This is a genomic window from Desulfatiglans sp. (assembly GCA_012513605.1).
Classification (GTDB): domain Bacteria; phylum Desulfobacterota; class DSM-4660; order Desulfatiglandales; family HGW-15; genus JAAZBV01.
Genome location: JAAZBV010000122.1, coordinates 34655 through 59339, shown reverse-complemented (window position 1 = coordinate 59339; position 24685 = coordinate 34655). Strand labels below are relative to the sequence as shown.

The window sequence follows — 24685 nt, the reverse complement described above, 5'->3', positions numbered from 1 at the left end:
CCCAAATTCAAGGGGGTAGGTCTTCACTACAACGGGTTTTCACACCCCTCTCTAATAATTACAGTTACTTATACCCCGAAAAATCATCTTTTCTACTAAAACACTAATCGAATAGCGAAAGTCGGGTTAACTGTACAGATTACTGGCCAGTAATGTATTCTTTTTATACACATTTTTATGGCTGCATTATTTAAACAAAAATAAATAATCTTTTAATTCAACCGGTTACAAATATCTAAACGATTATGAACGTTTCATATTCTGTAATGCAATAATCATGCACCATATTTGAGCTATTATGGTTTAAGTGTGTTGTATATATAGTAAGGTCAAAGGGTGAGTGAGAGTTAACAGCAGGAAATACAGACTTGGTTCACCCACCCGTTAGAGGTATAAGCAGATAGTTACGCCCTCCTGATACTGCACAGGAGCCCTTTCCACTGCGGGTAACCCATTATGGGTTCCCTGCAGTTGCAGTCGGTCAGGCGATTGCAGTTGCCCTCTCCGGGCCAACCGTGGGGCACAAGCACCACGCCCTCCATGACCCTGTCACTCACACCCGCCTTCATCCTTACATAGCCCCTGTCGGTTTCAACAATAACATCGTCACCATCCTTAACCCCATATTTTATTGCGGTTTCAGGGCCAAGCTCCGCTTTCGGGTGGGGAGATCGTTGCTTTAGATGTTCCATGTTATGCAGCATGCTCCCGTTGTAATAGAAATCCCTTGTCCCGGTTGAAAGGATAAGGGGATATTTTTCGCCAAGCTCTGCCCATAAAAGGCCCTGCGGGCTTTTGTCAGGTTCGCGGTACACTGGCAGAGGCTCCCACCCTGCATCCTTAAAGGCCTGGCTGTAGATCTCTATCTTGCCTGAAGGTGTTGCAAATGACCCATCACGCAGGGTGTATTCCTTTTCCTGATAAATGGCCCCTTCAGGATTATCGCGCAGAAAATCAAAGCTCAGGGCGCAGGGCGCAAGCTCCTCTTTAACCACCTCGTAATCCTCTTTCCATTGGAACTTGTCTGCAAATCCGCAAACCTTTGCAAGGTCTGTATAGACCTCACGTATGGAGCGGCATTCATAATATGGTTTTATAACAGGTGGCCTTAACATAAGGTACGGGACACAGTGGCACACATTGTAATTATAGGCAAGGCCACAGAACTCAAGCTGATTGCTGGCAGGCAGCACATAGTGGGCAAGGGCTGCTGTCTCGGTCATGAACTGGTCATACACTACCAGAAGGTCAAGCCTTTTGAACGCCGCTGTGAGTGCGTTGGTGTCAGGCATGGTAACAAGCGGGTTACCTCCTGCAACAAAAAAGGCACGGATCTTGTCAGGTACACTTTCAGGTACCATATTCATTACCGCATAGGGGCTTGTCCTCCCCCACAGTTCATAGAAAAGCGGATATTCATCAGCGCCAAGGGGTTTACCCTTAAATGGGAGGCTTACATCCTTGAGCTTAAGCCGCGGGCTTATCACCCATCCGCCAGGGACATTGATATTGCCTGTAAGCACCTGGAGTATGGATAGCGCCCTGTCATTCTGCGTGCCGTTTGCGCACTGGTCCTGGGTGCAGGTCCCATGGAATATGGCAGCACCCTTTGTGGTGGCAAACCTGCGGGCAAGAGTCCTTATATCATCTGCCTTTATATATGTAATCTTCTCTGCCCATTCAGGTGTATACTGCTGCACATGGGGCACCAGTTTATCAAAGCCTATTGTCCACTTATCAACAAACTCTTTGTCATAGAGGTTTTCATTAATGATCACATGCATCATTGCAAGGGCAAGTGCGCCGTCTGTGCCGGGCCTTATGGGTAGATACATCTCCGCGCTGTCAGCCAGGGGGATACGCCTCGGGTCAATAACAATCACCTTTGCCCCCTTTTTCATGTTTTCATCAATGGCCATTGCAAGCGGAAAATCCGATGCGTCCGGGTTATGCCCCCATAAAAGATAGAGTTTAGAATCCATCTCCTCAACAGGGTACTTCCCGAAGGTGATCTGCCTTGCCCTGATCCTCATCCTGTAACAGATGCTTTCAACAGAGAAGAAATTCGGGGAGCCGAATGCCCCTTTGAACCTGTGGGAGAGAGATACCATCTCAAGGTTCTCAACACCAATGGAGCCGCAGAAAAATGCAAGGGCAGCAGGGCCATATTCCTCTTTTAGCCGGTTGAGTTTCTCGCCTATCTCCGCTATTGCCTGTTCCCATGATATCCTTTTAAATTCACCATTTACCTTTTTCATGGGGTACTTCAGCCTGTCAGGGTGATAGAGGTGCTCAATCATTACCTCACCCTTTGGGCAGAGCATACCTTTGTTAACCGGGTGTGACTTCTGCCCCTCAACCTTAACAACCCTTCCATCCTCTACTGTTACCTCAACCCCGCAACTGTGGTAACACAAAGCACATCCTGTATAGTATTTCTTTGTGGCATTTTCTTTTTGCATATCTCCTCTATCTCCTATCCCGGAATTATTTTATCCGAATCAAGCGACATGCGGATAATATGGCCATCCTGGGATATCCCTGTCAAGAGAAAAATCCTGCCGATATTGAGGCATGCCTGATACCTCATGGTTTTTATATGAATAAGTTGTATAAGAATGAGGAGGTAAAAAAAATTTATAATAGGTCTTAAGGTCAGGCTTTTATAAAATACATCTGTGTCGATTCAGGGGAATAGGGACGGTGTTGAAGCCAGAATTCATAAAGCTATAGCGGCAGTGAGCTCAAGGGGCTTTTGCTACTGAATTCTGACTTCTGAATACTAACATCTGCCTTCTTCCTACTTTGAGCTTTGAGCTTTCAGCCTTGAGCTTCCGGCTTTGACTCCATCCCCCTTTTCCTCTTGCATTTTCAACCCATAATTATTAAACATGATATCTTATTTTTGTCTGACATATTGAATTACCCCACACAAACGCCACGGACAGGTAAAAATCTTTTCAGGTTCCCTGCCTCTGGCGGATTTTTATAATTAAGCATTTTAAATCAGGGACTGTTTTATTTTTTTATTAATTGATTTTTCCCGGTTACTATGGGGATTGATATCCTGAGGGTCATCCCCCGGAATAAAGTAATGTGAATTTCTGAATTAAAACTAACCTCAAAAAACAGGATGAATCTATGGATACAGGATTTGGCTTACAGGAGACTCAACCCCCTGCGATTGAACTTACTGCGACTATTCCTGATGTAATAGAATTAAAAAACCTTTCAAAGAGCTATGGAAAGGTGAGGGCATTGGACGGGCTTGACCTTACTGTAAAGGAAGGTGATGTGTACGGCTTTCTTGGCCGGAACGGCGCCGGCAAATCAACGGCGATTCGCATACTCATGGGAATAACAAAACCAACAAAGGGGATTGTAAACCTCTTTGGAAAACCACTGGGCAAAAATCATATAGAGCTTCGTCAAAGGATCGGCTATGTTGCACAGGAACAAAATTTTTATGGCTGGATGACGCCTGTTACCATTGGAAATTTCGTAAGCGGCTTTTATCCAACCTGGGATGATGTCGAATATGTTCGTCTGCTCAAAGGCCTTGATCTTCCCAAAGACCGCAAAATTCGAACATTTTCCGGAGGAATGAGGGCGAAACTTGCATTGTGTCTTGCACTGGCCCACAGGCCTTCAGTATTATTGCTGGATGAGCCAACCGCAGGGCTTGACCCTATCGCACGCCGTGAATTTATTGAGATGGTGCGCGATCAGGCTGAAAACAAGACAGGTACAATATTCTTCTCATCACATCTAATAGATGAGGTAGAGGCCGCTGCAAACTATATCGGGATAATTGAAAAGGGAAAGATGTATTATCAGGGTGCCCTGTCCGAACTCTCAAACAGCGTTCGACTACTCAGGCACCCTCCAGTTGACAGCGGTGATATAGAGCTGCCCTCTTTCCTCCTTGAAGGGTCATATGGGATGGAGATTATCCAGGACAGGATGTTGAATGGTGAAAGGCATCTGGTTGTAAGAAGCGCAGAGAATCCGGACATCTTCTCCTCCATGTCTTATGGAGAAGGAAACTGGTCTGTTGAGAAGATGTCACTTGAGGATATCTTCATAGAACTGGTCAGAGACCCCATAAGGAAACTGTAAAGATGAACCGCCTGCTCAAACTTGCAAAGAAGGATTTTAGCCAGAACATACTGGTTTTTATTTTTCTGCCACTGTTTTTAATATTTATCTTTGGAATCATGCTGCTTGGAACCGCCGTATCGCCAAGGACAATGGGCTTTTTATCGGCTGAAGGCTCTTTCCTCCTTTTCTTTATACCCCTGAGCGCTATTGTGCTTGGCAACCGCCTTGTAGTAAAAGAATATTACAGCAGGACCCAGCTTTTTATTGAATCCCTACCTATTTCCAGAGTCGAGATGGTACTGGTCAAATATTTTATTGGTCTCACTTTCCTGTTATTCTTTGCTGTTTTTACCCTGCTAATATCATCAGGGCTTTCATACCGCTCTGACCCTGTCAGCCTGAATTTTTTTTCATACTATTATCAAGAAGCGCCATGTTCTGTTATTTTGTGTGGAGCTTCCTTTTTGCAATGGGTTTTGCAGGGAAATTCCGCATACCTGTTTACCTGCTGATCGTCTTTTTTCTGTTTGTGTTCTCAATAACTACAGAACTGAATATTATGCAGGAGGGGCCTCTCGCATTACAGGTTTCAGATTTTGCCCTTGAGCGATACACCTATCCTGCAAGGCAATTAATTCAAACCTTTTTGCTGGGTTCAGGCTGGCTTGCGCTTGCACTCTTTTTATCCCTTATTAATGAGGGTTCAATCGCAGAGAACCTTGCCAAACCAATGACCCAGAGAGAAAAGGCGGTCATCGGGATAATCTTTATCGGGTTCATGCTATCCGCTGCATTGCTCGAATCAAAAAGGGTCAGGGAGCCATACAGGTTCAGCAGTGATGCGGTAATAGCGAGCGAGACAGAGCCCATAGAGATATTATATCTTGAATACAATATAAAGCCCGATGCCATAGCCCTTAATAGATATCTTGAAAATAAGATCGCAGATTTACGTGACACACTCGGTATAAACAGGGTCCCGCCCATAAAGATAGCCTATGCAGAATCCCTTGACAGGGATAAATTTGAGACAGCAAAACTGATATCAAGAGATGGCGTCCTTGTACGCGCAAACTTTAAAGATATTGATGACTGGTGTACTGACAAGTTTAACGCATATCTTACGCGGGTAATACTGGATAATATCACCCGCAACCGTACCAGATTTGCCCCAAAGCAGTGGCTTCATGACGGCTTTTCATGCTGGTGGGCCTATGGTGGTTTTTCAATGGGTTCTGATACACATAAGACCCTTATGCTTCGGAGCATGTATCTCCTTGATAAACAGGGCCTTAATTCACAGGTAATAAAAGAGTGGCCTGTTTTTCGTGAGCGCGTTGGTGAACCGGCTGCGGAGGCAGTTGCCTATTCAGGCCTTGCCTATCTTCAGAGCGCTAAAGGTTATGAAGCTGTTATTAAACTGGTTAAGTCTGTTTTCGGAAGAGACATCCCTGATGACAGCAGGGAAACCCTTTATGAGATGTTCCATCCCATGCCTGTTCTATTTAAGGAGGCAACCGGAGAAGACTGGGAAGCCTTTATTTCCGAATGGACTGCATGGGTAAAAGATATTGCCACACAGCCGGAATTCAGGGCAAGGCTTGCAGCAATACCTGAGTTCAAGGGTTCAATAAATTTATTAAAAAAAGAGGGGAATATACGCGATATTGTTTACGAATACAATTTTAGTCAGGTACCTGCTTCAGGGTTTGTTTGTGCGCTGCTTCACAAGAAGATCTCCCCTTTTGAGGCCAGTATATACCCTGAAGAGCTTCTCAAAGAGGAGCAGAGAATTCATAACGATTTTGTAACTAATCAAAGACGCCATACCGGTAAGTATAACTCGGGAGAGAGGGTGTTCCTGGCCCTTGAATACGAATCTGATATCCTTGGTATTCCAGTGCGCATAATATCAAGACGGGTCAATATAGAATGAGATATACATTAATTAAAAAAGAGATAAGACAACTCCTTCCCATAGCAATCCTGCTTATTTTATTCTTTACTGAAAAGTTGATAAGTGAACCTTTTTTCGGAAGGCTGGATGAAAAGTCATGGAGTGGTATATGCGAATACCTTGAGCCCGATATCCCGGTCCCGATAAGTCTTTTTCTGATGATCCTCTGTCTCATGACTGCATATGCGCTCTTTCCCCGTGAACATGATGACATGACAATTGAGTACCTTTATTCACTCCCTGTCAGCCGCAGTGCTGTATTTATATCAAAATATATCGCAGCCCTGTCAATTCTTTGCGGGTCTCTGATGCTGGGCTGTATAACTGAGTGGATACTTCAGTTATTTAATAGTCAGCCATATACCGGGGACCAGTTTAATTTAAGGACGGGGGTAACCGCCTATTTCCTGATGGCAATCTTTAATTTTATCATGCTCTCCCACGGTCTATTACTCTCCTTTTTCAGGAGATTTGGACTACTGCTGCTTGGAATGATCTGGGTATTTATATCTTCATTCAAAGAGAAACTCCCATTTTTAGAATACCTGAACATCTTTAATGTTACAAAAATGGAGTATTATGGTCAGACCCTTCTGGTTCCATGGAAACTGCTTTATATAAATACTGGCATTGCAGTTATTTCTCTACTTATTGCAGGGTTTTTATGGGCAACCCCTGCTGAACAATTCACAATGTGGTATCGGCAGTTTTTCAAAAAGCGTATCGGGACAATTATTGGTATCGCAACTTCCATTGCAGTTTTCATCTTTTTTGTAACCATTGTTGACCGTCCGATGAAAGATGAAATGGAAAAGAACCTGATGAAAGAACAATATATCTCATTTAAGACAGCAACCTTTTCAACGGAGCACTACAACTTAACCTATCCACAGAACCTCAGAGAAACAGCCCATGAACTCATAGGCAGGGCAGATGAGGTATATGTAAGAACAAGGGATTTCCTCTTTGCTCAGGATAGCGGCCCCATTGCTGCTGACCTTACTGAAGAGAGTAATGAACATGCAGGCATCGCCGCGCTGTACAAGATCAGGATGGATATCCGCAAGACAAAAAAGTTAGAAGATAGGCTTCGTGTTTTTGCACATGAAACAACACATGTTTTTGCTATTCTTGAATCAAACAGGAAAATAAATGACTACTGGAACAGTACTCTTTTTTTTAATGAAGGGCTGGCTGAACATGTATCTTACACATTGTTTCCTGATGAAGAAAAGCTTGAGGCAAAGAATCTCCTATCTGTAACCACATGGAAACGAAATAAAATAACATTTGATGACCTGGCTGATATGGAATCCTTTAAAAAGAGATATAGTGAAGAGCTGTTTTATACACTGGGGCATCTATGGGTAAAGGCAATATCAGACACCTATGGAGACAAGACTATCTCTGATACCTTGCGTGCCCTGGGCAGAGAAGGGGCGCCAACTAATCTTGGCAGCCACCTCCTCTGGCAGGATACCCTCCAGGCAATAGATTGTGATCTGGAAAAGGTCAACACCACCTGGATTAAACTTCTAAACGATTTAAGCATCAAGTATGAAAAAAGGATTGAGGCACTGCCCAGGCTAAGCGGTGGTGTGGTCGGCAAAGAGAAGGGTGAAACCATTTTGACTGCAACGCTTGACAGGGAACTCCCGCCAGGAAATCTGCTTTTTATTGTCCGTTACCGGAAGGACTCATCTGTTAAACATGAGGATACTCATATGGTTTTCGGGCAGATACAATGGAATAAAGAGCCCCTTGAAGTCAGGTTTAGCATCCCGTCATATCGCCTGATAGGGCGAAGGTTTGAGTACCAGTTTGGATATTTTATTAACCATAAGGACTTTCCCTATTTTGAAGCATGGCAGTCTGGAGAAAATAAATGAGTCAATTTATAAGCCCTTAACTTTCTTCACATTTTTATATCAAGGAGAGTTCAACCCTGCTGTTTACTCGGATGCAATGGTCTTTGGGGTGGAAAACCTTGTATCTTTTTCACCGGCCCTGCGGCGGATAATGTTACCGGTCCCGCTTCTGGTTTTAGGTCTCTCTTTTTCTTCTTTTTTCTTGATTGAATTTTCAATCATTTTTTTTAACTGTTCTTCTAATGAACTTCTTTTGTTTTCTTCCACTTTCTTACCTTTTAAATATTTAGATTGTCTTATTTTAACGGCATTTATCCATGATATAAACAGGATTTTTAGTTTCAAATATATGTGCAGACCATATCGGCACATGTTGCGGTTTATATAAGGAAAATTTTAAATCCTTTTTTGAAACAAAGCCGAGTCATTAAGGACTTGCAATGATGGAAGACCCAGGACGACACCGGTAAAGTTGAATCTTTACCCTGTTAAATGAAAAAAGGCAAGATGTGAAATAAACATTTTTCAAATTTTTTTTAACAGGGAAAATCTTAAATCTTGATTCTGTCCTGTCCGCCATAGCTTTAGCGACGGGGGAAATCTTGAATTATGTGTAATTCCATGCATTAGGGCAGGTTATCAAGAGGCATAAATATATATCAGAAGTAACTAATGGTATTTTAATTATGAAGCAACTTAACCTCCCTAAGCTCATTTCTAGTTGAAGGTTTATGCATGGACCGCTTTTTCAGTTGTAAGGAGAGGAATACGATTTATTTGAACCTATAAAGAATATGACACTCTTGATGCGGAGGTGATTTAACCCGATTTGACTAAAAGGTTATTCAGGTATAAAAATATTGTTAACAGTTACCCTACATTTGGAAAGGAGGACTGATCATGAAAAGAGATGTAAACCGACGTGAATTTATTAAGGTCACTGCACAAGGAGTAGCCGTTACCGGACTTACCGGTCTGGTACCGATATCCAGTGTGACTTCAATTGCTGCGGAGCCTCCCAAAAAGGAGATAGATGCGGCATGGATCACCGCACTCATTAAGGATTATGTAGCCACATCGCCTGATAACTCCCTCAGGAATAAGGAGAACGAAAAGGCCTGGGATGAGCCGCTTGTCGGTTTTGCAAGCGGAGATGATCCTGTCTTCCAGTTCTTAAAGGATGATATAGGCTCCTTTTACTATACCCCTGTTGAGGCTTTTAACCTGGTCTATCCTGGAATCCATGTTGCGCCTGCTGATCTTTCAGTCATTGCCTTTGTTCTGCCCCATACTGAGGCAATCAAGGCGGATCTCAGAAAAAAGAAAGATATTCCATCTGAAAAATGGATCAGGGCGAGGTTTTATGGCGGCAAGTTTATTGATGAACTAAATAAGCATATCGCCGACATACTCACAAAATCCGGATATCCGGCAGTCGCCCCCACCAACAGCCCCGTAAAAATTAGCAAAAAGTATGGCATGGCTTCACAGTGGTCGGAACGGCATGCGGCTTACGCCGCTGGTCTTGGCACCTTTGGGCTGTGCGATGGCCTTATAACCCCGGTTGGAAAGGCGATACGCTGTGGCTCAGTGGTGGTACAAATCAAGGTCCCTCCAACCCCGCGGCCATATACAGATCATCATGCCTATTGTCTCCACTATGCAAAGGGGACATGCGGCATGTGCATAAAGCGCTGTCCGGCAAAGGCTGTTTCAAAATTCGGTCATGACAAGACTGCATGTCTTAATCAATGCAATACTACATCCGTGTATGCAGCAAAACAATTTGGTCTGCCCAAAGAGGCTTATGGTTGCGGTTTCTGTCAGACAGGGGTGCCGTGTGAGTCAAAAATACCGGTCAAGATATAGCGTTTCAGCAGGTTTTAAGTAGATGACGGGTAATTATTAAAGAGGGGGGCTGCCTTTGACTCTTTCAAATAGGTAACAAGAGCCAACAGCAAACCCCTATATGTAAACAACTGAAGCCTGAAGTTCTGTCACGAAGCAGGGTGTGTCTCGGCATATCCCTGGCGACGCGGAAAATCATGAATATAATTTTCCCAGATCATTGTTCATTGATAATTGATCATTGAAATTTCCCTTGCTTTTTTAACCCAAACCCATAACATCAAACAAAATAAGATATCTACATTTAACTTTTTAAAACAAAATCATGTATTGGAGGATTTTATAGTGATTAATATCGACATGATTAATTTCGTAAATGAGGCATTTAAAAAATATGTTTTACAAAGAGCTGCCCGCTATTTTGACGGGGACCTGAAACTGCAATTTGATGGCAGCGCCTATGTGATTACCTTTAAAAATGGAACCCCCGTTGATGTTAAAATAACTGGGGCTGACGTGCCAGCAGACCTGTTTATTAATGCTACTGATGAACAGTGGAAAAAAATGCTTTCTGTCTCTCCCCCGCCTTTCTATAATTCACTTTTTATAGGTTCCATGTATCATGGATTTAAGATCAGTTCCGGCGTTAAAGCATTGCAGTATAAATATTTGCTCGATGAACTTTTGCGTCAGTTGCGTGCTTTTTATAATAATGATGGTTTTGTGGAGGTTGACCCCTTACCGGTCAAACCCAATGTGCGCACCGAGCCTGTTATTGGGCGTTATATTTATATAGTAGTGGATGGTATTGAATATCGTGTTTATTATGAAGAGGCCGGACAGGGCATACCGTTTCTGCTTCAACATACCGCCGGTGCCAATAACCAGGAATATCGCTTTATGATGAACGATCCGGAACTGACAAAGGATTTTCGTTTTATTGCCCACGACCTGCCGTATCATGGTAAGTCCCTTCCGCCTGAGAACTATCCATGGTGGAACAATGAATACAAACTCACTTTGGATTTCCTCCTGAAATTCTATGATGCTTTTATCAATGCACTGCAATTACACAGGCCGGCCTATATGGGTTGTTCCATGGGCGGCCATTTGGCGGCCGATCTTGCCTATTATTGCCCGGAAAAATTCCGCGCCACAGTTGGGATCGGAGCTGCCCTGGCTACCGCTTCAGAAGTTACTGATGATAAGGCAAACAAGATGGCGGAAAACTTGAAATGGAGACATGATAATCCTCAGGTAAGCAATATGGAAATTGCGACAACAAACGAGGCAGTTGTAGCCCTGAAACCATATGCCACCCAGAACACCCAGAGAGAGGTTGGCTGGGATTATGGTAACGCCTATCCCGGAATATATGCCGGAGACTGTTACTACTACTCCTTTGACCATAATCTGACAGGCAAGGCCCAGGACATTGATACTACCAAGTGTGCACTGTACCTCTTAACCGGCACCTATGATCCGGGAACACCTCCCTACACCACACAGGCGCTGGCTGATCAAGTAAAGGGCAGCAAACTTACATTTATGGAAGGGGTAGGACATTACGCAATGCTGGAAGCTTATCCCACTTTCAAAAAATATTTTATGCCGATTGCTGAAGAAATTAAAACATTGAAATGAGTCGAGTTGTAAAAGCTTATTCTTTTCGGTGAATGGGTTTGATAACTTGAAGTCACAAATTGTGACTTCAAGTTGGGGTGGGACACGATATATGTAGAATTGCATTTTAGGTTGAGGAGCCAAAAGCACAGTATAAGATTAAAAGTAGTCTTCGATAAAATAACAGGAGTTGGGGAATTTTTGTTGTCCAATACCATGGGGGGACACCGCTCTTTCAGATAAATAATTATTCAAAAGGGGCTCATTTAAGAAATATTTGCTATCGACAGTATAATAATGGTATTATCAACTCAACTTTATCAGAGAGATAGTGAATTTATATTCATCTGGAGAAATGGATGCGAAAACGAGAAGATAATATAAACATATCTGAGTTACCAGAGGTTGCAAGGGCAGAGCTACTTGATTTTTATGAGTTTTTAAAAGCCAGACATACCGCAAGTAATAAGAAAAAGAATAAGGTTTGCAAACACCCTTTGGAAATGTTTGTATCAGCCCCGATAAAAGTAGATAAAATTAAAAAATATACGAGAGATGAACTTCATACCAGATAAGCCATTCCTGGATACCAATATCCTGGTTTATGCAAAGCTCCGGGATGAAAACAGCATAGATAAAAGTAACTCCGCAATTAACCTTATTAAAAAAATAAATACTCATCCAGTTACAAGTGTCCAGGTTTTGAATGAGTTTTCAAGTGTTTTAATAAAGCACAATGTTTCTGATCAAATCATAAAGGATACGGTTCAGGAACTAATTGATAACTCTGTTGTAATTGCTATCAGTTTAGAAATGATTCGGGAAACATGGCGTATCAGAGATAAATATCATTTTTCCTATTGGGACAGCATGATTGTTGCTGCTGCGATAAAGGGCAGATGTAATATCCTCTACACAGAAGACCTCCAGCACGGTCAGGTCATTGATAATCGGTTAGAAATATTCAACCCTTTCCTGTAAGGGTGTGGTCACATTATTCCAGGTAGTAATGAATATTAATTATGACAAAAGAAAATTAAAAACCGATATCTGTGCTTTGCATAGAAAACAAAGATTCTGAAGATCTGCAAAAAAGGAAGATTTACCAGGTTATGCCGGATGATGATGCAAAAAAGGAAGGGTACTTTAGAATCGTTGATGAGTCCGGTGAGGATTATCTCTATCCGGAGGCCTACTTTATCTCAATCCAGTTACCTATTAAAGCTCAAGAGGCTTTAAGAATAACAGCATAAATTTTTCTTCTAACCCCGATCTTTAATTAAGTAAAAGCCTGGATTTTTATTGCTATTTATCAAAGGCACTAAACTGGATAAGAGCTTATTATTACATATAATTATTTTTTAAAATTTTCTATTTATCGGATTTGGCAACATTGCCATTTCCGATAAATAGCTTGAAAATCCATTCCATGTCTGCCATTAGTGAATAGAAACTCTACTTAAAATTATGCACCGATGAACATAACAAGCGGCAATTGTTAGCGCCTGCGGATTTGTCCACTGAAGCTCGCTGGTGTAAACCTGCTTTGATACTGATCTCCGATTTCTGATCTCTGGCTTTTATCGTGTGTTGGCTGAAGGTCTAAAGTCTAAAAAGCTACAGCCTGCTTTTCTTCTTGATTTTGTAGCCCCTTAGCAGTAAACCCATAGCATCAATCCCAAAATTGCATCATTGCGGTAAAAAGGAATCTGGACAGGTTTTCGACGGATTTTGTATTTGAGCTTTCAAAAGAAGAGTTTGCGAATTTGAGGTCACAATTTGTGACCTCAAAAAGTAATAATATGAAATTGAGACATCCAACTTTACATGGTAACTTTATGGATAAAAAAGGAAATTTCATGACAAATTCAATTTCAGTAGAAACAATACAAGAAAAGATTCTGTTAATCCAGGGTGTGAAGGTATTGTTGGACAGTGACCTGGCACAGATGTATGGCATTGAAACCAAACAACTAAAGCGTGCTGTCCGCAGAAATAGCAGGAGGTTTCCGCGAGATTTCATGTTGGAACTCACTAAAGAGGAGTATGATTCTTTAAGGAGTCAATTTGGCACCTTAAAGAGAGGGGAGCATTCCAAATACTTGCCTATGGCCTTCACAGAACAGGGGGTTGCTATGCTTTCCTCTGTGCTGAACAGTGAGAAGGCCATCGAAGTGAATATCCTAATCATGCGGGCTTTTGTGAAAATTAGAGAGATGATTTATGCCCACAAAGACCTACTGAAAAAAATCAATGAAATGGAAATGAAATATGACCAACAGTTTCGACTGGTGTTTGAAGCGATCAAGGCCCTCATGATTCACCCAGTTAAATACCTTGAGAGGATGCAACTATGTTCTATACATATGTGCTAATAAGTGAGAAGGATGGTAATCTCTACACAGGATTCACAAAAAATCTCAAGGTAAGATTTGAGCAACATAATAAAGGGCAGGTTGAATCTACCAGAGGAAGACGACCAATGAAATTGATATATTATGAAGCCTGTCTCAATCAAGAAGATGCAACTCATAGGGAGAAATATTTGAAAACATACCATGGAAAAATGTATATCAAAAGAAGGCTCAAATCTTATTTAACAGGGTAAAGAGGAGGAAAAACCCAAACGTAGAATTGGATTCCAGGTTGAGGAGCCAAAAGCAAAGTATAAGGTTAAAAGTAGTCTTTGATAAATATAACAGGAGCTTGGTAATAAATGTTGTCTAATGTCGACAAGCAGACCCCACTCTTTCATGATAAAAACGATATATTCATAAAAAATTGGCTAAGTCCATTGGAAAAGTGTTAAATAAATTAACCAGACGTGTGAAAAGACTCACCGGTAGGCTATTTTGGGGTCCAAAATCAAAGAATTTATTAAATATTTAGTTGTAAGCAATTATGCAGGTTTTGTTAAAAGAAAATCGCCATTTTAGAAGAATGTATGGGAATTATTTGGTTTCACAACATGAATTGGGGGATTGAATGGAAGAGAAATTCACTTGGGTAGAAACATATGGAAAGCTGGCAGAAAAATTACGAGAATATAAAGACAGGCAAGATGAGCTTATCGCATTCATGAATGAGATGAGAAACGAAGGTATACCAATCATCTCAACTGATGACAGATACCCAGATGGGACTCAACGAACTCTTGATGAAATAGATCCTTTTACATTCTTTGCAAATTTTAACCGCGGCATCAAAACTGAACATAGAATTCAAATCATCCGCCATCTAACTGCAAAATGGGACCTCTCGTGTAGAATCCCATCTGACTTTTCTGGCATACCTATTGTCAATAATCAACATGCACGATTCTTTACCTACAAGAAGGAAAGAGGCTTGAGTGACATTAGTAATCTTTGGCAGCTGTTCGGTGAAGCTCTAGACCGTGACATAATGGCAGAGACTTTTAATGCAGTCCTTAAGCAGAAGTGTGTAAGTTACAACATCACGATGGGGCTCTTCTGGATTGCGCCAAAAGACTACATTAACTTGGACAGTACAAATAGAGCTTATCTAATTAAAAATGGTGTAGAGGTAAAGAACCTTTCGGACTATGAAACATATCAGGAGTACCTACGAAATGTCCGAAGTTCATTCGATATCCCATTTTATATGATCTCGCATGATGCATGGCTCTCCGGTAACGACGAGCCTGATATTCAAATGGTAGAAGAGCCTACGATATCATACGGGAAGAAATATTGGCTTTTTGCTCCGGGAAGGGGTGGCGAACACTGGGACGAATTTTATGAAGAAGGAATTATGGCCATAGGGTGGGACAGTCTTGGAGATCTCCATAAATATAAAAACAAAGAGGCTATAGCGAAGGCGTTGAGGGATGAAGACCTTGAATCCGACTCTTCTAAAAAGAATAATGCAACTAGCAACTTCGCATTCTGCAATGAAATGCGGATTGGTGATATTGTTTTTGCGAAGGTTGGACGTGATAGGATAATTGGGTATGGCATAATATCATCTGACTACGAATTCGATGAGTCACGAGAATACTTTAAACATGTACGTCAAGTAGACTGGAAGAAGAAAGGGGAATGGACTGTATCAGCCGAGAATAATTTCGCGCTCAAAACAATCACGGATGTAACGCGGTTTAATCGATTTATCAAATATTTAGAATCGCTCTTAGGTATTGAACATTCATTAGGAGACCTTTCAAATAATCTGGAAAATGATACGGTAGCCTACTGGTGGTTGAATGCTAATCCAAGGATATGGGATCTCACGGACCCTCCAATTGGCACACGCCAGACCTATACATCACATAATACGAAGGGCAACAAGAGGCGAGTATACCAGTATTTCCAGAAAATTAAGCCCAATGATTTGCTGATTGGATATGTCGCTTCTCCTACGAGGCAGGTTGTGGCTCTCTGTAAGGTCACGAAAGGATTACATGAATCTGCGGAGGGTGAAGCCTTCGAATTTGAAAAGATAGAACAATTCTCAGAGCCAGTTCCCTTGCTTCAATTGCAGAGCGTTCCAGAGCTTAAGGATTGTGAGCCTCTTATTAACAACCAGGGCAGTCTTTTCAAGCTTACGACCAAAGAATATGAAACTATAAGAAGTATAATTGACGAGAAGGAAGAAAATAATACGCTCCAGATGAAAGAAAATCCGCTTTTTACTCTTGAGCAATGCTCCGAAGTTACGGGGTTACCAATTTCAAAACTCCAAGATTGGCAAGCTGCCATTGAACGTAAGGGCCAAGCCATTTTTTACGGCCCACCAGGAACAGGCAAGACTTTTATCGCCGACCATATCGCTAGGCATATCATAGGAGAAGGTAACGGATTTGTAGAACTCATACAGTTCCATCCAGCATACGCCTATGAAGAGTTCATGCAAGGTATTCGTCCGGACACAGATGAAAAAGGGAACCTAGTATTCGACCTCAAACCTGGTAGATTTCTTTCATTTTGCAGGCAAGCTAAGCCCTGTTCCGGGCCTTGTGTTCTGATAATAGATGAAATCAATCGTGCGAATCTTTCAAAAGTGTTTGGTGAGCTCATGTATCTTCTAGAATATAGAAACAAGGAGATCCCGCTCGCCAATGGCACACGCTTCTCGATTCCATCGAATGTGAGAATTATTGGTACGATGAACACCGCTGATAGGTCTATCGCCCTTGTCGACTTTGCTCTGCGACGTAGATTCGCGTTTCTGGAGCTTTCCCCAGACTTTGAAGTGCTGAGGAGTTTTCAATCTAAGTGTGGCTTTGACGCCAGTGGTCTCATAGCATTACTTCGCGAAGTCAATACGAAAATCAATGACAAAAATTTCTCACTCGGTATTTCTTTTTTTATGACAGATAAGCTTCCCGAAAAGCTTGAACATATTTGGCAAATGGAAATCGAGACATATCTGGAAGAGTATTTCTTCACGCAGCCTGAAACAGTAGCCGCCTTCAGATGGGATGTCATTCACTCAAGGATTGGTGTATGAGTCCACATCAAACGATAGAACTTGTTGAGTTCGAGACTCGCTATTTTCAGAGAAGCAACCTACCTGAAGAGGAAGCTCAAAGGATCTACATTCAATACGGCGATAAGGTCAATGTTGAATGGCCTACACTAAAAACGCAGTATAAATGGCGACTTACATCCTTGGGGTGGGTGGGTTATATACCACTTGCAAATTATGGAGGCATTTCCTTAAAACCCAAAGTCACGCTCCGTAATCTTTTCGGTATGCTAGAATATGCGTACGACCTTAAGTCCTTTAAATTGCTTGAAGGGCACTACGAGTCGAATTCAATTAGAGATTTCTATGAAAGACTAGCCACCGTTCTTGCTGAGCGAGTACTAAAGAGGATCCGCCAAGGGTTATACCGAACTTATATAGAGGAACACACTTCTCTGTCTTTTGTTAGAGGAAAACTGGACCTTGGAGTTCTTTGCAGCAGTCCTGTGAGGTCAAGGGTTGTTTGCTATTCTGAAGACCATACCCTTGATATTGAAGATAATCAGATATTAGCCTGGACTCTACATAACATAGTCCGTAGTGGTTTACTCACACGAGAGAAACCCCTTAATGTTGCCCGGAAAGCCGACCGCATCCTTCGCAACTCTATTAGTCTGAAATGTTTCACTGGCATTGGCTGCGCTAATAGGACATATAACCGACTTAATGCAGACTACGAAATACTGCATAAACTTTGCCGGTTCTTTCTTGATAATACAGGTCCTACGCAGGACACGGGAGGTCATTCTATGATTCCTTTTCTTGTGGATATGGCTCATCTTTTCGAACTATTTGTCTCTCGTTGGCTTGAAGAAAAGATTGATTCTCGGTATCTAGTTCAGAGGCAGGAATCGTTATACATAGGTAAGCAGAGTACTTTACGCATGCAGATGGATATTTTAATTTCCGACCGCCAGTCCCAGAAACCCCTTTGCGTATTAGATACAAAATATAAACGAGATAATTCAGTTTCACCAAGTGATTATTACCAAGTTGTTGCATATGCTGATGCTGTTTCTTGCCAGCAGGCAGCGCTGATTTACCCAAGTGAATCACTGGTTCCTTTTGATGCAAAGCCGGGTGGAATTCGTGTTAGAACGATAGTATTTGATTTGGGCACGGATTTGGATGATGCCGGTAAGAAGTTTATCCAAACCCTATATAGCATTCTGGAAAATGCTGCCTAATATAAGTCCTTAATAAATAGGGGATGATCTTATATTTGTGAAGGGTATAAAGACTAAACGTGTAAACCAGGGGATGTCAATAAATAACTAAGAAACAACAATATCAAGGCTTATAACCTATCAGCGTCGTTAATAAATATGGAGAACATATGGCTGTTAATAACAGTATTATTCAGACCCTGCAAAAAAAATTTGCAAAATATGATAAACCTGAAAACAAGATGGATTATCAAAGATGGTTTAAAGAGGCGTTGAAAAATCCGGTTGGGTTCAAGGGGCCAGTAATAAAAAAGGTTATGGAGTGTTAAATATTTTATCTTGAATATTAAGGATTAGAAATTATGAAAGAAGAGACCAACCAGTCTGAAATTATCCTTTATAAAACCGATGATGGACGGATAAACATTGATGTCCATCTGGAAGATGAAACAGTGTGGCTGACACAGGATCAGATGGCACAGCTTTTCGGTAAAGCGAAATCCACAATTAACGAGCACATAAAAAATATATTTGAAGAAGGTGAACTGGTTGAGAGTGAGGTAATGAAGAAATTCGGAATTTCCGAATTTCAGCAGAAAGCACCTAATTATTATAACCTGGATGTGATAATCTCTGTCGGCTATCGGGTAAAATCGCAGCAGGGTACCACATTTCGGATATGGGCTACTCAGCGGCTGAAAGAATATATTGTTAAAGGGTTTGCCCTGAATGACAAACGCTTCAAAACTGGCAATTCAATGAACTATTTTAATGAATTGCAGGAACGACTGCGGGAAATCAGGCTTTCGGAGCGGTTTTTTTACCAGAAAATCAAGGATATTTATACAACCAGTATTGATTATGACCCTAAGGATGAGAAAACTATCGAATTTTTCAAGATTGTCCAGAACAAACTCCTGTGGGCAATCAGCAGGCAGACCGCTGCGGAACTTGTCTATCGCCGTGTAGATGCTTCTTTACCGCTTTTAGGGATGCAATCTTTTGATAAAAAGGATACAGGCAAGATCAGTAAAGGCGATGTAATCATTGCAAAAAATTACCTTATTGAAGATGAAATAAAACTGCTTGGTCTTCTTGTTGAACAGTATCTTGCCTTTGCAGAAACAATGGCGCAGCAGCATATCCCCATGTATATGAAGGACTGGATAGAGCGGCTTGATACAATCCTTCAACTCAATGGGAGAGAACTCCTTAGCCATGCAGGGAGTATAAGCCATGAAATGGCCCTGGAAAAATCAGCACTCGAACTTAAAAAATATAGAAATGAGCAGAAGAAACTGTCATATGAAAGTAGCCTGGACGAGTTGGAGAGGGATATAAAGCAGATAAAACCTGATACAGGAAATGAATAAGCGAAGTCTATCCCGATCAAGCTTCAATACATATTTTATCTATAAAGACTTCGCCAAATGCATAGATTGTAAATCGAATTGACAATTTATTAATATTATTAACCCAAAGGGCAGTTCAGTATAAGGATTAATGACCAATACAGGGTCTGCTTTAAGTGGGAAAAAGAAAACGCCATTGATGTCGAGATTACCGATTATCATAAATAGGGAGTTTTATTATGGATAAAATACATTACACATCTGTTCATCCTGGTGAAGTACTGAAAGATGAGCTTGATGAAATAGGGCTGTCTCAAACAACACTGGCAAGGCATATCGGGGTTTTGCCAAAAACAATCAATGAAATCTGTCGTGGCAAAAGAGGTATAAGCGCTGAAATGTCTATGAAGCTCTCAAAGGCACTTGGGGGCAGCCCTCAATTCTGGTTGAATTTACAGAATAACTGGGAGATCAGCCAGATTGATGATAGTTCATTTGAATATATCAAGCAGGTTGCAGTTTAAAAAATCTGAGGATGTATATTAACATGCATGGATAAATCCAATCATGTAACGGTCGGGATATTAGTAATTATCATGTACCATGTAATGAGTGTTACATCATTAAGAATATAAGAAACTGTGAAATACACTAAAGACAGTGTTGTTAAAAGGGGATCAGGTATTTAATAATGAGCATCATCCTGGGCAAGAGGACGCAGAGCGTCAAAAAATAATATTCCCACGGTGACCGTAGGAACAAGAGGGGAAGACTTGGCTGAACGCTGATCCGCCTTCGTATAAAACTATGGCGAGACAAGTCGCTGTCTGTTATAAGCTTCATCAGAATAAATATGGAGAACATATGGCTGTTAATAACAGTATTATTCAGGCATTGCGAAAAGAATTTGTTAAATATGATAAACCTGAAAACAAGATGGATTATCAGAGATGGTTTAAAGAGGAGTTGAAAAATCCGATCGGGTTCAAGGGGCCGATAATAAAAAAGGTTGCAGGTGAAGTATTCAAGCAGATTAAAGATATTCCTAAAGATGATCTGCTTGACACCTGTGAGATGTTATACAAGATGGATCAGCCGGGAGAATCAGGGGTTGCCTCCATCTGGATTTTAAAGATAAGCAAACAATTCACCAAATCGGATTTTACCCGGTTTGAAGCATGGCTTGAAAAGTATGTGGATAACTGGGGCAGGTGTGACACCTTCTGTGCAGGCTTTTTTGGTGAACTCATTGTTATGTATCCTGACCTTATAACAAAAACCCTGACCTGGACAAAATCAAAAAACAGGTGGCTCAGGCGCGCCTCTGCTGTTATACTTATCCCCTCCCTTAAAAAGGGTAAACAGCTTGAAAAGGCATTTGAGGTAGCGGATATTCTTCTGACTGATTCGGATGATATGGTACAGAAAGGATACGGCTGGATGTTAAAGGTTGCTGCTGATAAATACATGGACGAGGTGTATCAGTATGTGCTTGAACGAAAGGCTACGATGCCAAGGACGGTATTAAGATATGCAATAGAAAAGATGCCTGACAAGCTTAAGAAAAAGGCTATGGAGCGTTAAATATAAAGGAGTGCAAATGTTTAACAATTCAGGTTTAAAAGATAGAGCCACAGGCGCCATAATGGGGGCATTTATTGGCGATGCGCTGGGTGTTGGCCCGCACTGGTATTATGATCTCAATGAGCTTCGCAGAGAGTATGGTGCGTGGATAGACGGATACACTGACCCTAAACCCGGTCGATACCATGATGGTCTTAAGGCGGGTCAGCTCTCTCAGGCGGGGTTTATTCTCAGGCTTATGCTCCACTCCCTTGTTGAGAATGGGGAATACAATGAACAGGATTTTTGCCGCAGGATGGATGAAGAGCTTTTCCCTCTGCTGGATGGCGCCCCTGTAAGCGGCCCTGGCCGCTACACAAGCCAGTCTATTCGTGAGGCATGGCGAAGACGCGTTCAGGAGAAACTGCCATGGGGTAAGACTGGCGGCCATGCAGATACAACAGAGGCCATAGAAAGGACACTTGCAATAGCAGTCCGGTATGCCCTTAATCCTGCAAAACTTGCCTCTGCAATCACTAGCAACACCATACTTACACAGATTGATGACACGGTTGTATCCATGACCGTCGCATTTGGCGCTGTGGTTGGCCTCCTTGTGCAGGGGAACAGGCTCGACGAAATGATATCCGGAAAGCTTATGACCCTCGTAAAAAGCGGGAAGCTCCCTTTTCATTCTGTTGTCCGCGATAATATGAAGCCGCCGCAACCGGGAGACCCTGATCCGCCAAGGGCCGGGCGCTTTGCCTCTCCTGATGCATTGATTACACCATCCCATATGGCAGCGGCAGCCGCTGACCCTGATATCCGCATTGAACCTGCCTGGAAGGTATCTATAGTTTATGGTATGCCATGCGCTATTTACCATCAGCTCCCTGCTGCCTATTATCTTTCTGCCCGGTTTCATAATGATTTTGAGTCCGCAGTCCTGCATGCCATAAATGGCGGGGGGCAGAATCAGGCACGGGCCATCCTTACCGGCGCACTCACTGGGGCACAGGCCGGGTTGAGCAATATCCCAAAACGTTTTATTGAAGGGCTGGAAAAGGGGGAGGAGTTAAAGCTAATGGCTGAGCGGCTCGCATCACAATTGGAAAATGGTCTGTCATTGTATAAATAGCGGATGTTGGTAAAACTGATATATATTTATGAAAGAAACAGTGACACTGATGAACGAATATGTTTTTGTCCTATTGATTCTTTTTAAGATAGGCTATTGTTGCACCCCAGCCTGAATCCCCTGAATCAAGGGTAAATCTATTGACAAGAGGGTGTTTATCTAAAAGGGAATGGACTATCCTCCTTAATACCCCTTTTCCCTTGCCATGGATTATGCGTACTTCATAAATCCCTTTTTCAGCACAGGCATTTATGTATTCATCCACCACATCAGCGGCATCCTTTGGTGAAAAGGTGTGGAGGTCTATTACACCGTCTATGGGGAGTTTAATTATGTCGTTATCCATTATTTTGACCTGTACAGTCTTAAACTGTTTGATACAACCGTAATGCTGCTCATGGCCATTGCCAGCGCTGCCAGTATGGGATGAAGTTGCCGCAGGAAGATGGGTAAAAATTCAAACGGATATAAGGCCCCTGCTGCAACAGGTATGAGCGCCACATTATAGAAGAAGGCCCAGAAGAGGTTCTGCTTTATTACACCCATTGTTCGCCTGCTGAGCTTGATAGCCGCTGGTATTCCCCTCAGGTCGCCGCCTGAAAGTATTATGTCTGCTGACTCTATTGCAATATCTGTCCCTGTGCCTATGGCAATCCCAACATCCGCCTGTGCAAGTGCGGGGGCATCATTGATCCCATCACCAACCATGCCCACCTTAAACCCTTTTCCTTTAAGATCCTTTATTTTATTTGCCTTTTCTTCCGGCATTACCTCTGCGATAACCTCATCTATGCCTGCCATTAATGCAATTGAACTCGCGGTTTTATGATTATCACCTGTAAGCATAATTACTTTTATGCCCATCTGTTTCAACCCTGATACTGCATCTTTGGCCTCTGGTTTTATTGTATCAGAAAGGGCAATAAGACCCTTTATCCTCTCTGTTCCAACAAGTATAACAGTGTTCCCCTTTTCCTGAAGCGCAGAAACAGATGCCCTTGCCCCTTCTATATTGATGCCATGCCCTGTAAACCACTCAGGTTTGCCTGCATAGACCTTTGCACCTTCTATATCCGCCTGAACACCTGCGCCGCCATGCGCCCTGAATGAAACAGGGGGAGAGAGTGTTAAACCACGGTTTTTGGCCTCATTCACGAGGGCCTTTCCTAAAGGGTGTTCTGATCCCTGCTCAACAGATGCAGCGAGTTTGAGGATGTGATCCCCGGATAGATTATTATCAAGGGATATGACCGATGTTACTGTTGGTTTACCAGTGGTAACAGTGCCTGTTTTATCAAGTACTATCGCATCGCTCTTTGAAACCTGCTCAAGGGCCACACCTGTCTTAAACAGGATACCCTTTTCCGCACCCTTTCCTGTGCCTGCCACAATGGCGGTCGGGGTGGCAAGTCCAAGTGCGCACGGGCATGCTATCACCAGCACAGCCACCATCCTTATCATGGCAGAAACAAAATCCCCACCCATTACCCACCATAACACAAAGGCAATAATGGCGAGGATGATAATAACAGGTACAAAAACGGCGGCCACCCTGTCTGTGATGGCCTGTATGGGAGCGCGGCTCCCCTGTGCATCCTGCACCATCTTTACTATCCTTGAAAGAACAGTCTCCTTTCCAACTGCGGTTGCCCTGAATATGAGCCTTCCCTCCTGGTTGATTGTGCCGCCAGTTACTTTTTCTCCTATCTTTTTATCCACGGGCAAAGGTTCACCTGTGAGCATGGATTCATCAACAGCGGATTCCCCTTCTGTTATAATACCATCAACAGGGAGATTTTCACCCGGATGAACAACTATCATATCGCCTGTATGGATTTCAGAGATGGCAACCTCTCTCTCCACGCCATCCTTAGTGATGGTAGCCCTCTTTGGTCTGAGCATAAGGAGTTTCCTGATCGCCCCGCCGGTCTTCCCTTTTGTTTTTGCCTCAAGCATCTTGCCCAGCCTGATAAGGGTAATTATGACTGCTGATGTCTCAAAATAAACATGGTGACCATGATCAGGGAAAAAAAGGAGTATGATGGAGTAAAAATAGGCCGCTGATGAGCCGAGCGCCACAAGCAGATCCATGTTTGCGCTTTTATTAATGACACCCTTCCACCCTCCCACATAGTAATCATAACCAGTATAAAACTGAACAGGTGTGGCAAGGCAAAAAAAGAGCCAGTTCACCCATGATGCATGGCTCCATGGGCCTGTAAGCCCGAAGTCCCTTGCCATGCTGATGATAAAGAGCGGGCAGGTAAAGATGAGCCCGATAATAAACTTCTTTTTCTGATCCTGTGAATCCTTCTCACGGACGGCTGTCTCCTCATCCTCCATATCATCAACAGGTATTATGGCGCCATAGCCTGCCTTTTCTATTGCAGCGACAATGGTTTGAATATCTGTTGTTGCTTGATCAAAGGTAACCTCTGCCCGTTCAGTAGCAAAATTTACAGATACACCTGTAACCCCCTGCACCTTTTTTTTGAGTGCACGCTCAATATTCATGGCGCAGTTTACACAGGTCATACCGGTTATTGGGAGAGTGATCTTTGTTTCGGTCATTTGAGGTCCTA

At 42.4% G+C, this 24685-nt stretch carries 22 protein-coding genes and 2 pseudogenes; 20 read left to right on the top strand and 4 right to left on the bottom strand.

All coding sequences use genetic code 11. The features are described from left to right. Positions 1–404: 404 nt before the first annotated feature. Complete coding sequence (locus GX654_16480; GenBank protein NLD38457.1) at positions 405–2462, bottom strand: molybdopterin-dependent oxidoreductase; 2058 nt, start codon at positions 2460–2462, stop codon at positions 405–407. A gap of 679 nt (positions 2463–3141) precedes the next feature. Between GX654_16480 and GX654_16475 the strand changes: the two genes are divergently transcribed. From GX654_16475 to GX654_16460, 4 genes are read left to right on the top strand one after another with little or no spacing between them, the layout of a single operon-like run. Then, positions 3142–4119, top strand: coding sequence for an ABC transporter ATP-binding protein (locus GX654_16475; GenBank protein ID NLD38456.1), 978 nt, complete (start codon positions 3142–3144; stop codon positions 4117–4119). 2 nt (positions 4120–4121) lie between these two features. Continuing rightward, complete coding sequence (locus tag GX654_16470; GenBank protein ID NLD38455.1) at positions 4122–4613, top strand: ABC transporter permease subunit; 492 nt, start codon at positions 4122–4124, stop codon at positions 4611–4613. After that, the gene (locus GX654_16465) at positions 4571–6037 is read left to right on the top strand and encodes a hypothetical protein (protein NLD38454.1); all 1467 of its coding nucleotides are present in this window, start codon (positions 4571–4573) and stop codon (positions 6035–6037) included. Before GX654_16470 ends, GX654_16465 begins: the two co-directional genes overlap by 43 nt. Continuing rightward, on the top strand, positions 6034–7947 hold the full coding sequence (locus GX654_16460) for an ABC transporter permease subunit (GenBank protein ID NLD38453.1): 1914 nt from the start codon (positions 6034–6036) through the stop codon (positions 7945–7947). The genes GX654_16465 and GX654_16460 overlap by 4 nt, the downstream gene beginning before the upstream one ends. Positions 7948–8010: 63 nt before the next feature. On the opposite strand, the gene GX654_16455 is transcribed toward GX654_16460, so the two are convergent. After that, on the bottom strand, positions 8011–8271 hold the full coding sequence (locus GX654_16455) for a hypothetical protein (GenBank protein ID NLD38452.1): 261 nt from the start codon (positions 8269–8271) through the stop codon (positions 8011–8013). A gap of 648 nt (positions 8272–8919) precedes the next feature. Here GX654_16455 and GX654_16450 point away from each other — a divergent pair. The 16 genes and pseudogenes from GX654_16450 to GX654_16375 all read left to right on the top strand — a co-directional run bounded on the left by GX654_16450 (position 8920) and on the right by GX654_16375 (position 22103). Continuing rightward, positions 8920–9795, top strand: a complete 876-nt coding sequence (locus tag GX654_16450) for an epoxyqueuosine reductase (GenBank protein NLD38451.1) — start codon at positions 8920–8922, stop codon at positions 9793–9795. A gap of 594 nt (positions 9796–10389) precedes the next feature. Continuing rightward, positions 10390–11418 (top strand): alpha/beta hydrolase, encoded by a 1029-nt coding sequence (locus tag GX654_16445; GenBank protein ID NLD38450.1) that lies wholly within the window; start codon positions 10390–10392, stop codon positions 11416–11418. A gap of 338 nt (positions 11419–11756) precedes the next feature. Further along, positions 11757–11972 (top strand): DUF2281 domain-containing protein, encoded by a 216-nt coding sequence (locus GX654_16440; GenBank protein NLD38449.1) that lies wholly within the window; start codon positions 11757–11759, stop codon positions 11970–11972. Continuing rightward, a complete protein-coding gene (locus tag GX654_16435) occupies positions 11953–12378 on the top strand; it encodes a PIN domain-containing protein (GenBank protein ID NLD38448.1) in 426 nt (141 codons plus the stop codon). Before GX654_16440 ends, GX654_16435 begins: the two co-directional genes overlap by 20 nt. A 41-nt stretch (positions 12379–12419) precedes the next feature. Next, positions 12420–12650 (top strand): annotated as a pseudogene (locus GX654_16430) (hypothetical protein). A gap of 435 nt (positions 12651–13085) precedes the next feature. Further along, positions 13086–13211: pseudogene (locus GX654_16425) on the top strand (ORF6N domain-containing protein). Positions 13212–13268: 57 nt separating this feature from the next. Next, positions 13269–13772 (top strand): ORF6N domain-containing protein, encoded by a 504-nt coding sequence (locus GX654_16420; GenBank protein NLD38447.1) that lies wholly within the window; start codon positions 13269–13271, stop codon positions 13770–13772. After that, complete coding sequence (locus tag GX654_16415) at positions 13751–14005, top strand: GIY-YIG nuclease family protein (GenBank protein ID NLD38446.1); 255 nt, start codon at positions 13751–13753, stop codon at positions 14003–14005. The genes GX654_16420 and GX654_16415 overlap by 22 nt, the downstream gene beginning before the upstream one ends. A 377-nt stretch (positions 14006–14382) precedes the next feature. Then, complete coding sequence (locus tag GX654_16410; GenBank protein ID NLD38445.1) at positions 14383–16866, top strand: EVE domain-containing protein; 2484 nt, start codon at positions 14383–14385, stop codon at positions 16864–16866. After that, entirely contained in the window at positions 16863–18071 is a 1209-nt protein-coding gene (locus tag GX654_16405) for a restriction endonuclease (GenBank protein NLD38444.1), read from the top strand. The genes GX654_16410 and GX654_16405 overlap by 4 nt, the downstream gene beginning before the upstream one ends. Before the next feature lie 149 nt (positions 18072–18220). Continuing rightward, on the top strand, positions 18221–18379 hold the full coding sequence (locus GX654_16400) for a hypothetical protein (protein ID NLD38443.1): 159 nt from the start codon (positions 18221–18223) through the stop codon (positions 18377–18379). A gap of 30 nt (positions 18380–18409) precedes the next feature. Beyond that, entirely contained in the window at positions 18410–19423 is a 1014-nt protein-coding gene (locus GX654_16395; GenBank protein ID NLD38442.1) for a virulence RhuM family protein, read from the top strand. 120 nt (positions 19424–19543) lie between these two features. Beyond that, positions 19544–19630 carry a hypothetical protein gene (locus tag GX654_16390; protein ID NLD38441.1) on the top strand — a complete coding sequence of 29 codons (87 nt, stop codon included), beginning with the start codon at positions 19544–19546 and terminating at the stop codon, positions 19628–19630. Between the two features lie 11 nt (positions 19631–19641). Further along, positions 19642–19926 carry a HigA family addiction module antidote protein gene (locus GX654_16385; protein NLD38440.1) on the top strand — a complete coding sequence of 95 codons (285 nt, stop codon included), beginning with the start codon at positions 19642–19644 and terminating at the stop codon, positions 19924–19926. A 340-nt stretch (positions 19927–20266) separates the two neighbouring features. Continuing rightward, complete coding sequence (locus tag GX654_16380; GenBank protein ID NLD38439.1) at positions 20267–20986, top strand: DNA alkylation repair protein; 720 nt, start codon at positions 20267–20269, stop codon at positions 20984–20986. A gap of 16 nt (positions 20987–21002) precedes the next feature. After that, complete coding sequence (locus GX654_16375; protein NLD38438.1) at positions 21003–22103, top strand: ADP-ribosylglycohydrolase family protein; 1101 nt, start codon at positions 21003–21005, stop codon at positions 22101–22103. Positions 22104–22173: 70 nt separating this feature from the next. Here the strand turns inward: GX654_16375 and GX654_16370 are convergent, their stop codons facing one another. Both GX654_16370 and GX654_16365 read right to left on the bottom strand, forming a co-directional pair. Next, positions 22174–22452 (bottom strand): Smr/MutS family protein, encoded by a 279-nt coding sequence (locus GX654_16370; protein ID NLD38437.1) that lies wholly within the window; start codon positions 22450–22452, stop codon positions 22174–22176. After that, entirely contained in the window at positions 22449–24674 is a 2226-nt protein-coding gene (locus GX654_16365; protein ID NLD38436.1) for a copper-translocating P-type ATPase, read from the bottom strand. Before GX654_16365 ends, GX654_16370 begins: the two co-directional genes overlap by 4 nt. Positions 24675–24685: the final 11 nt, after the last annotated feature.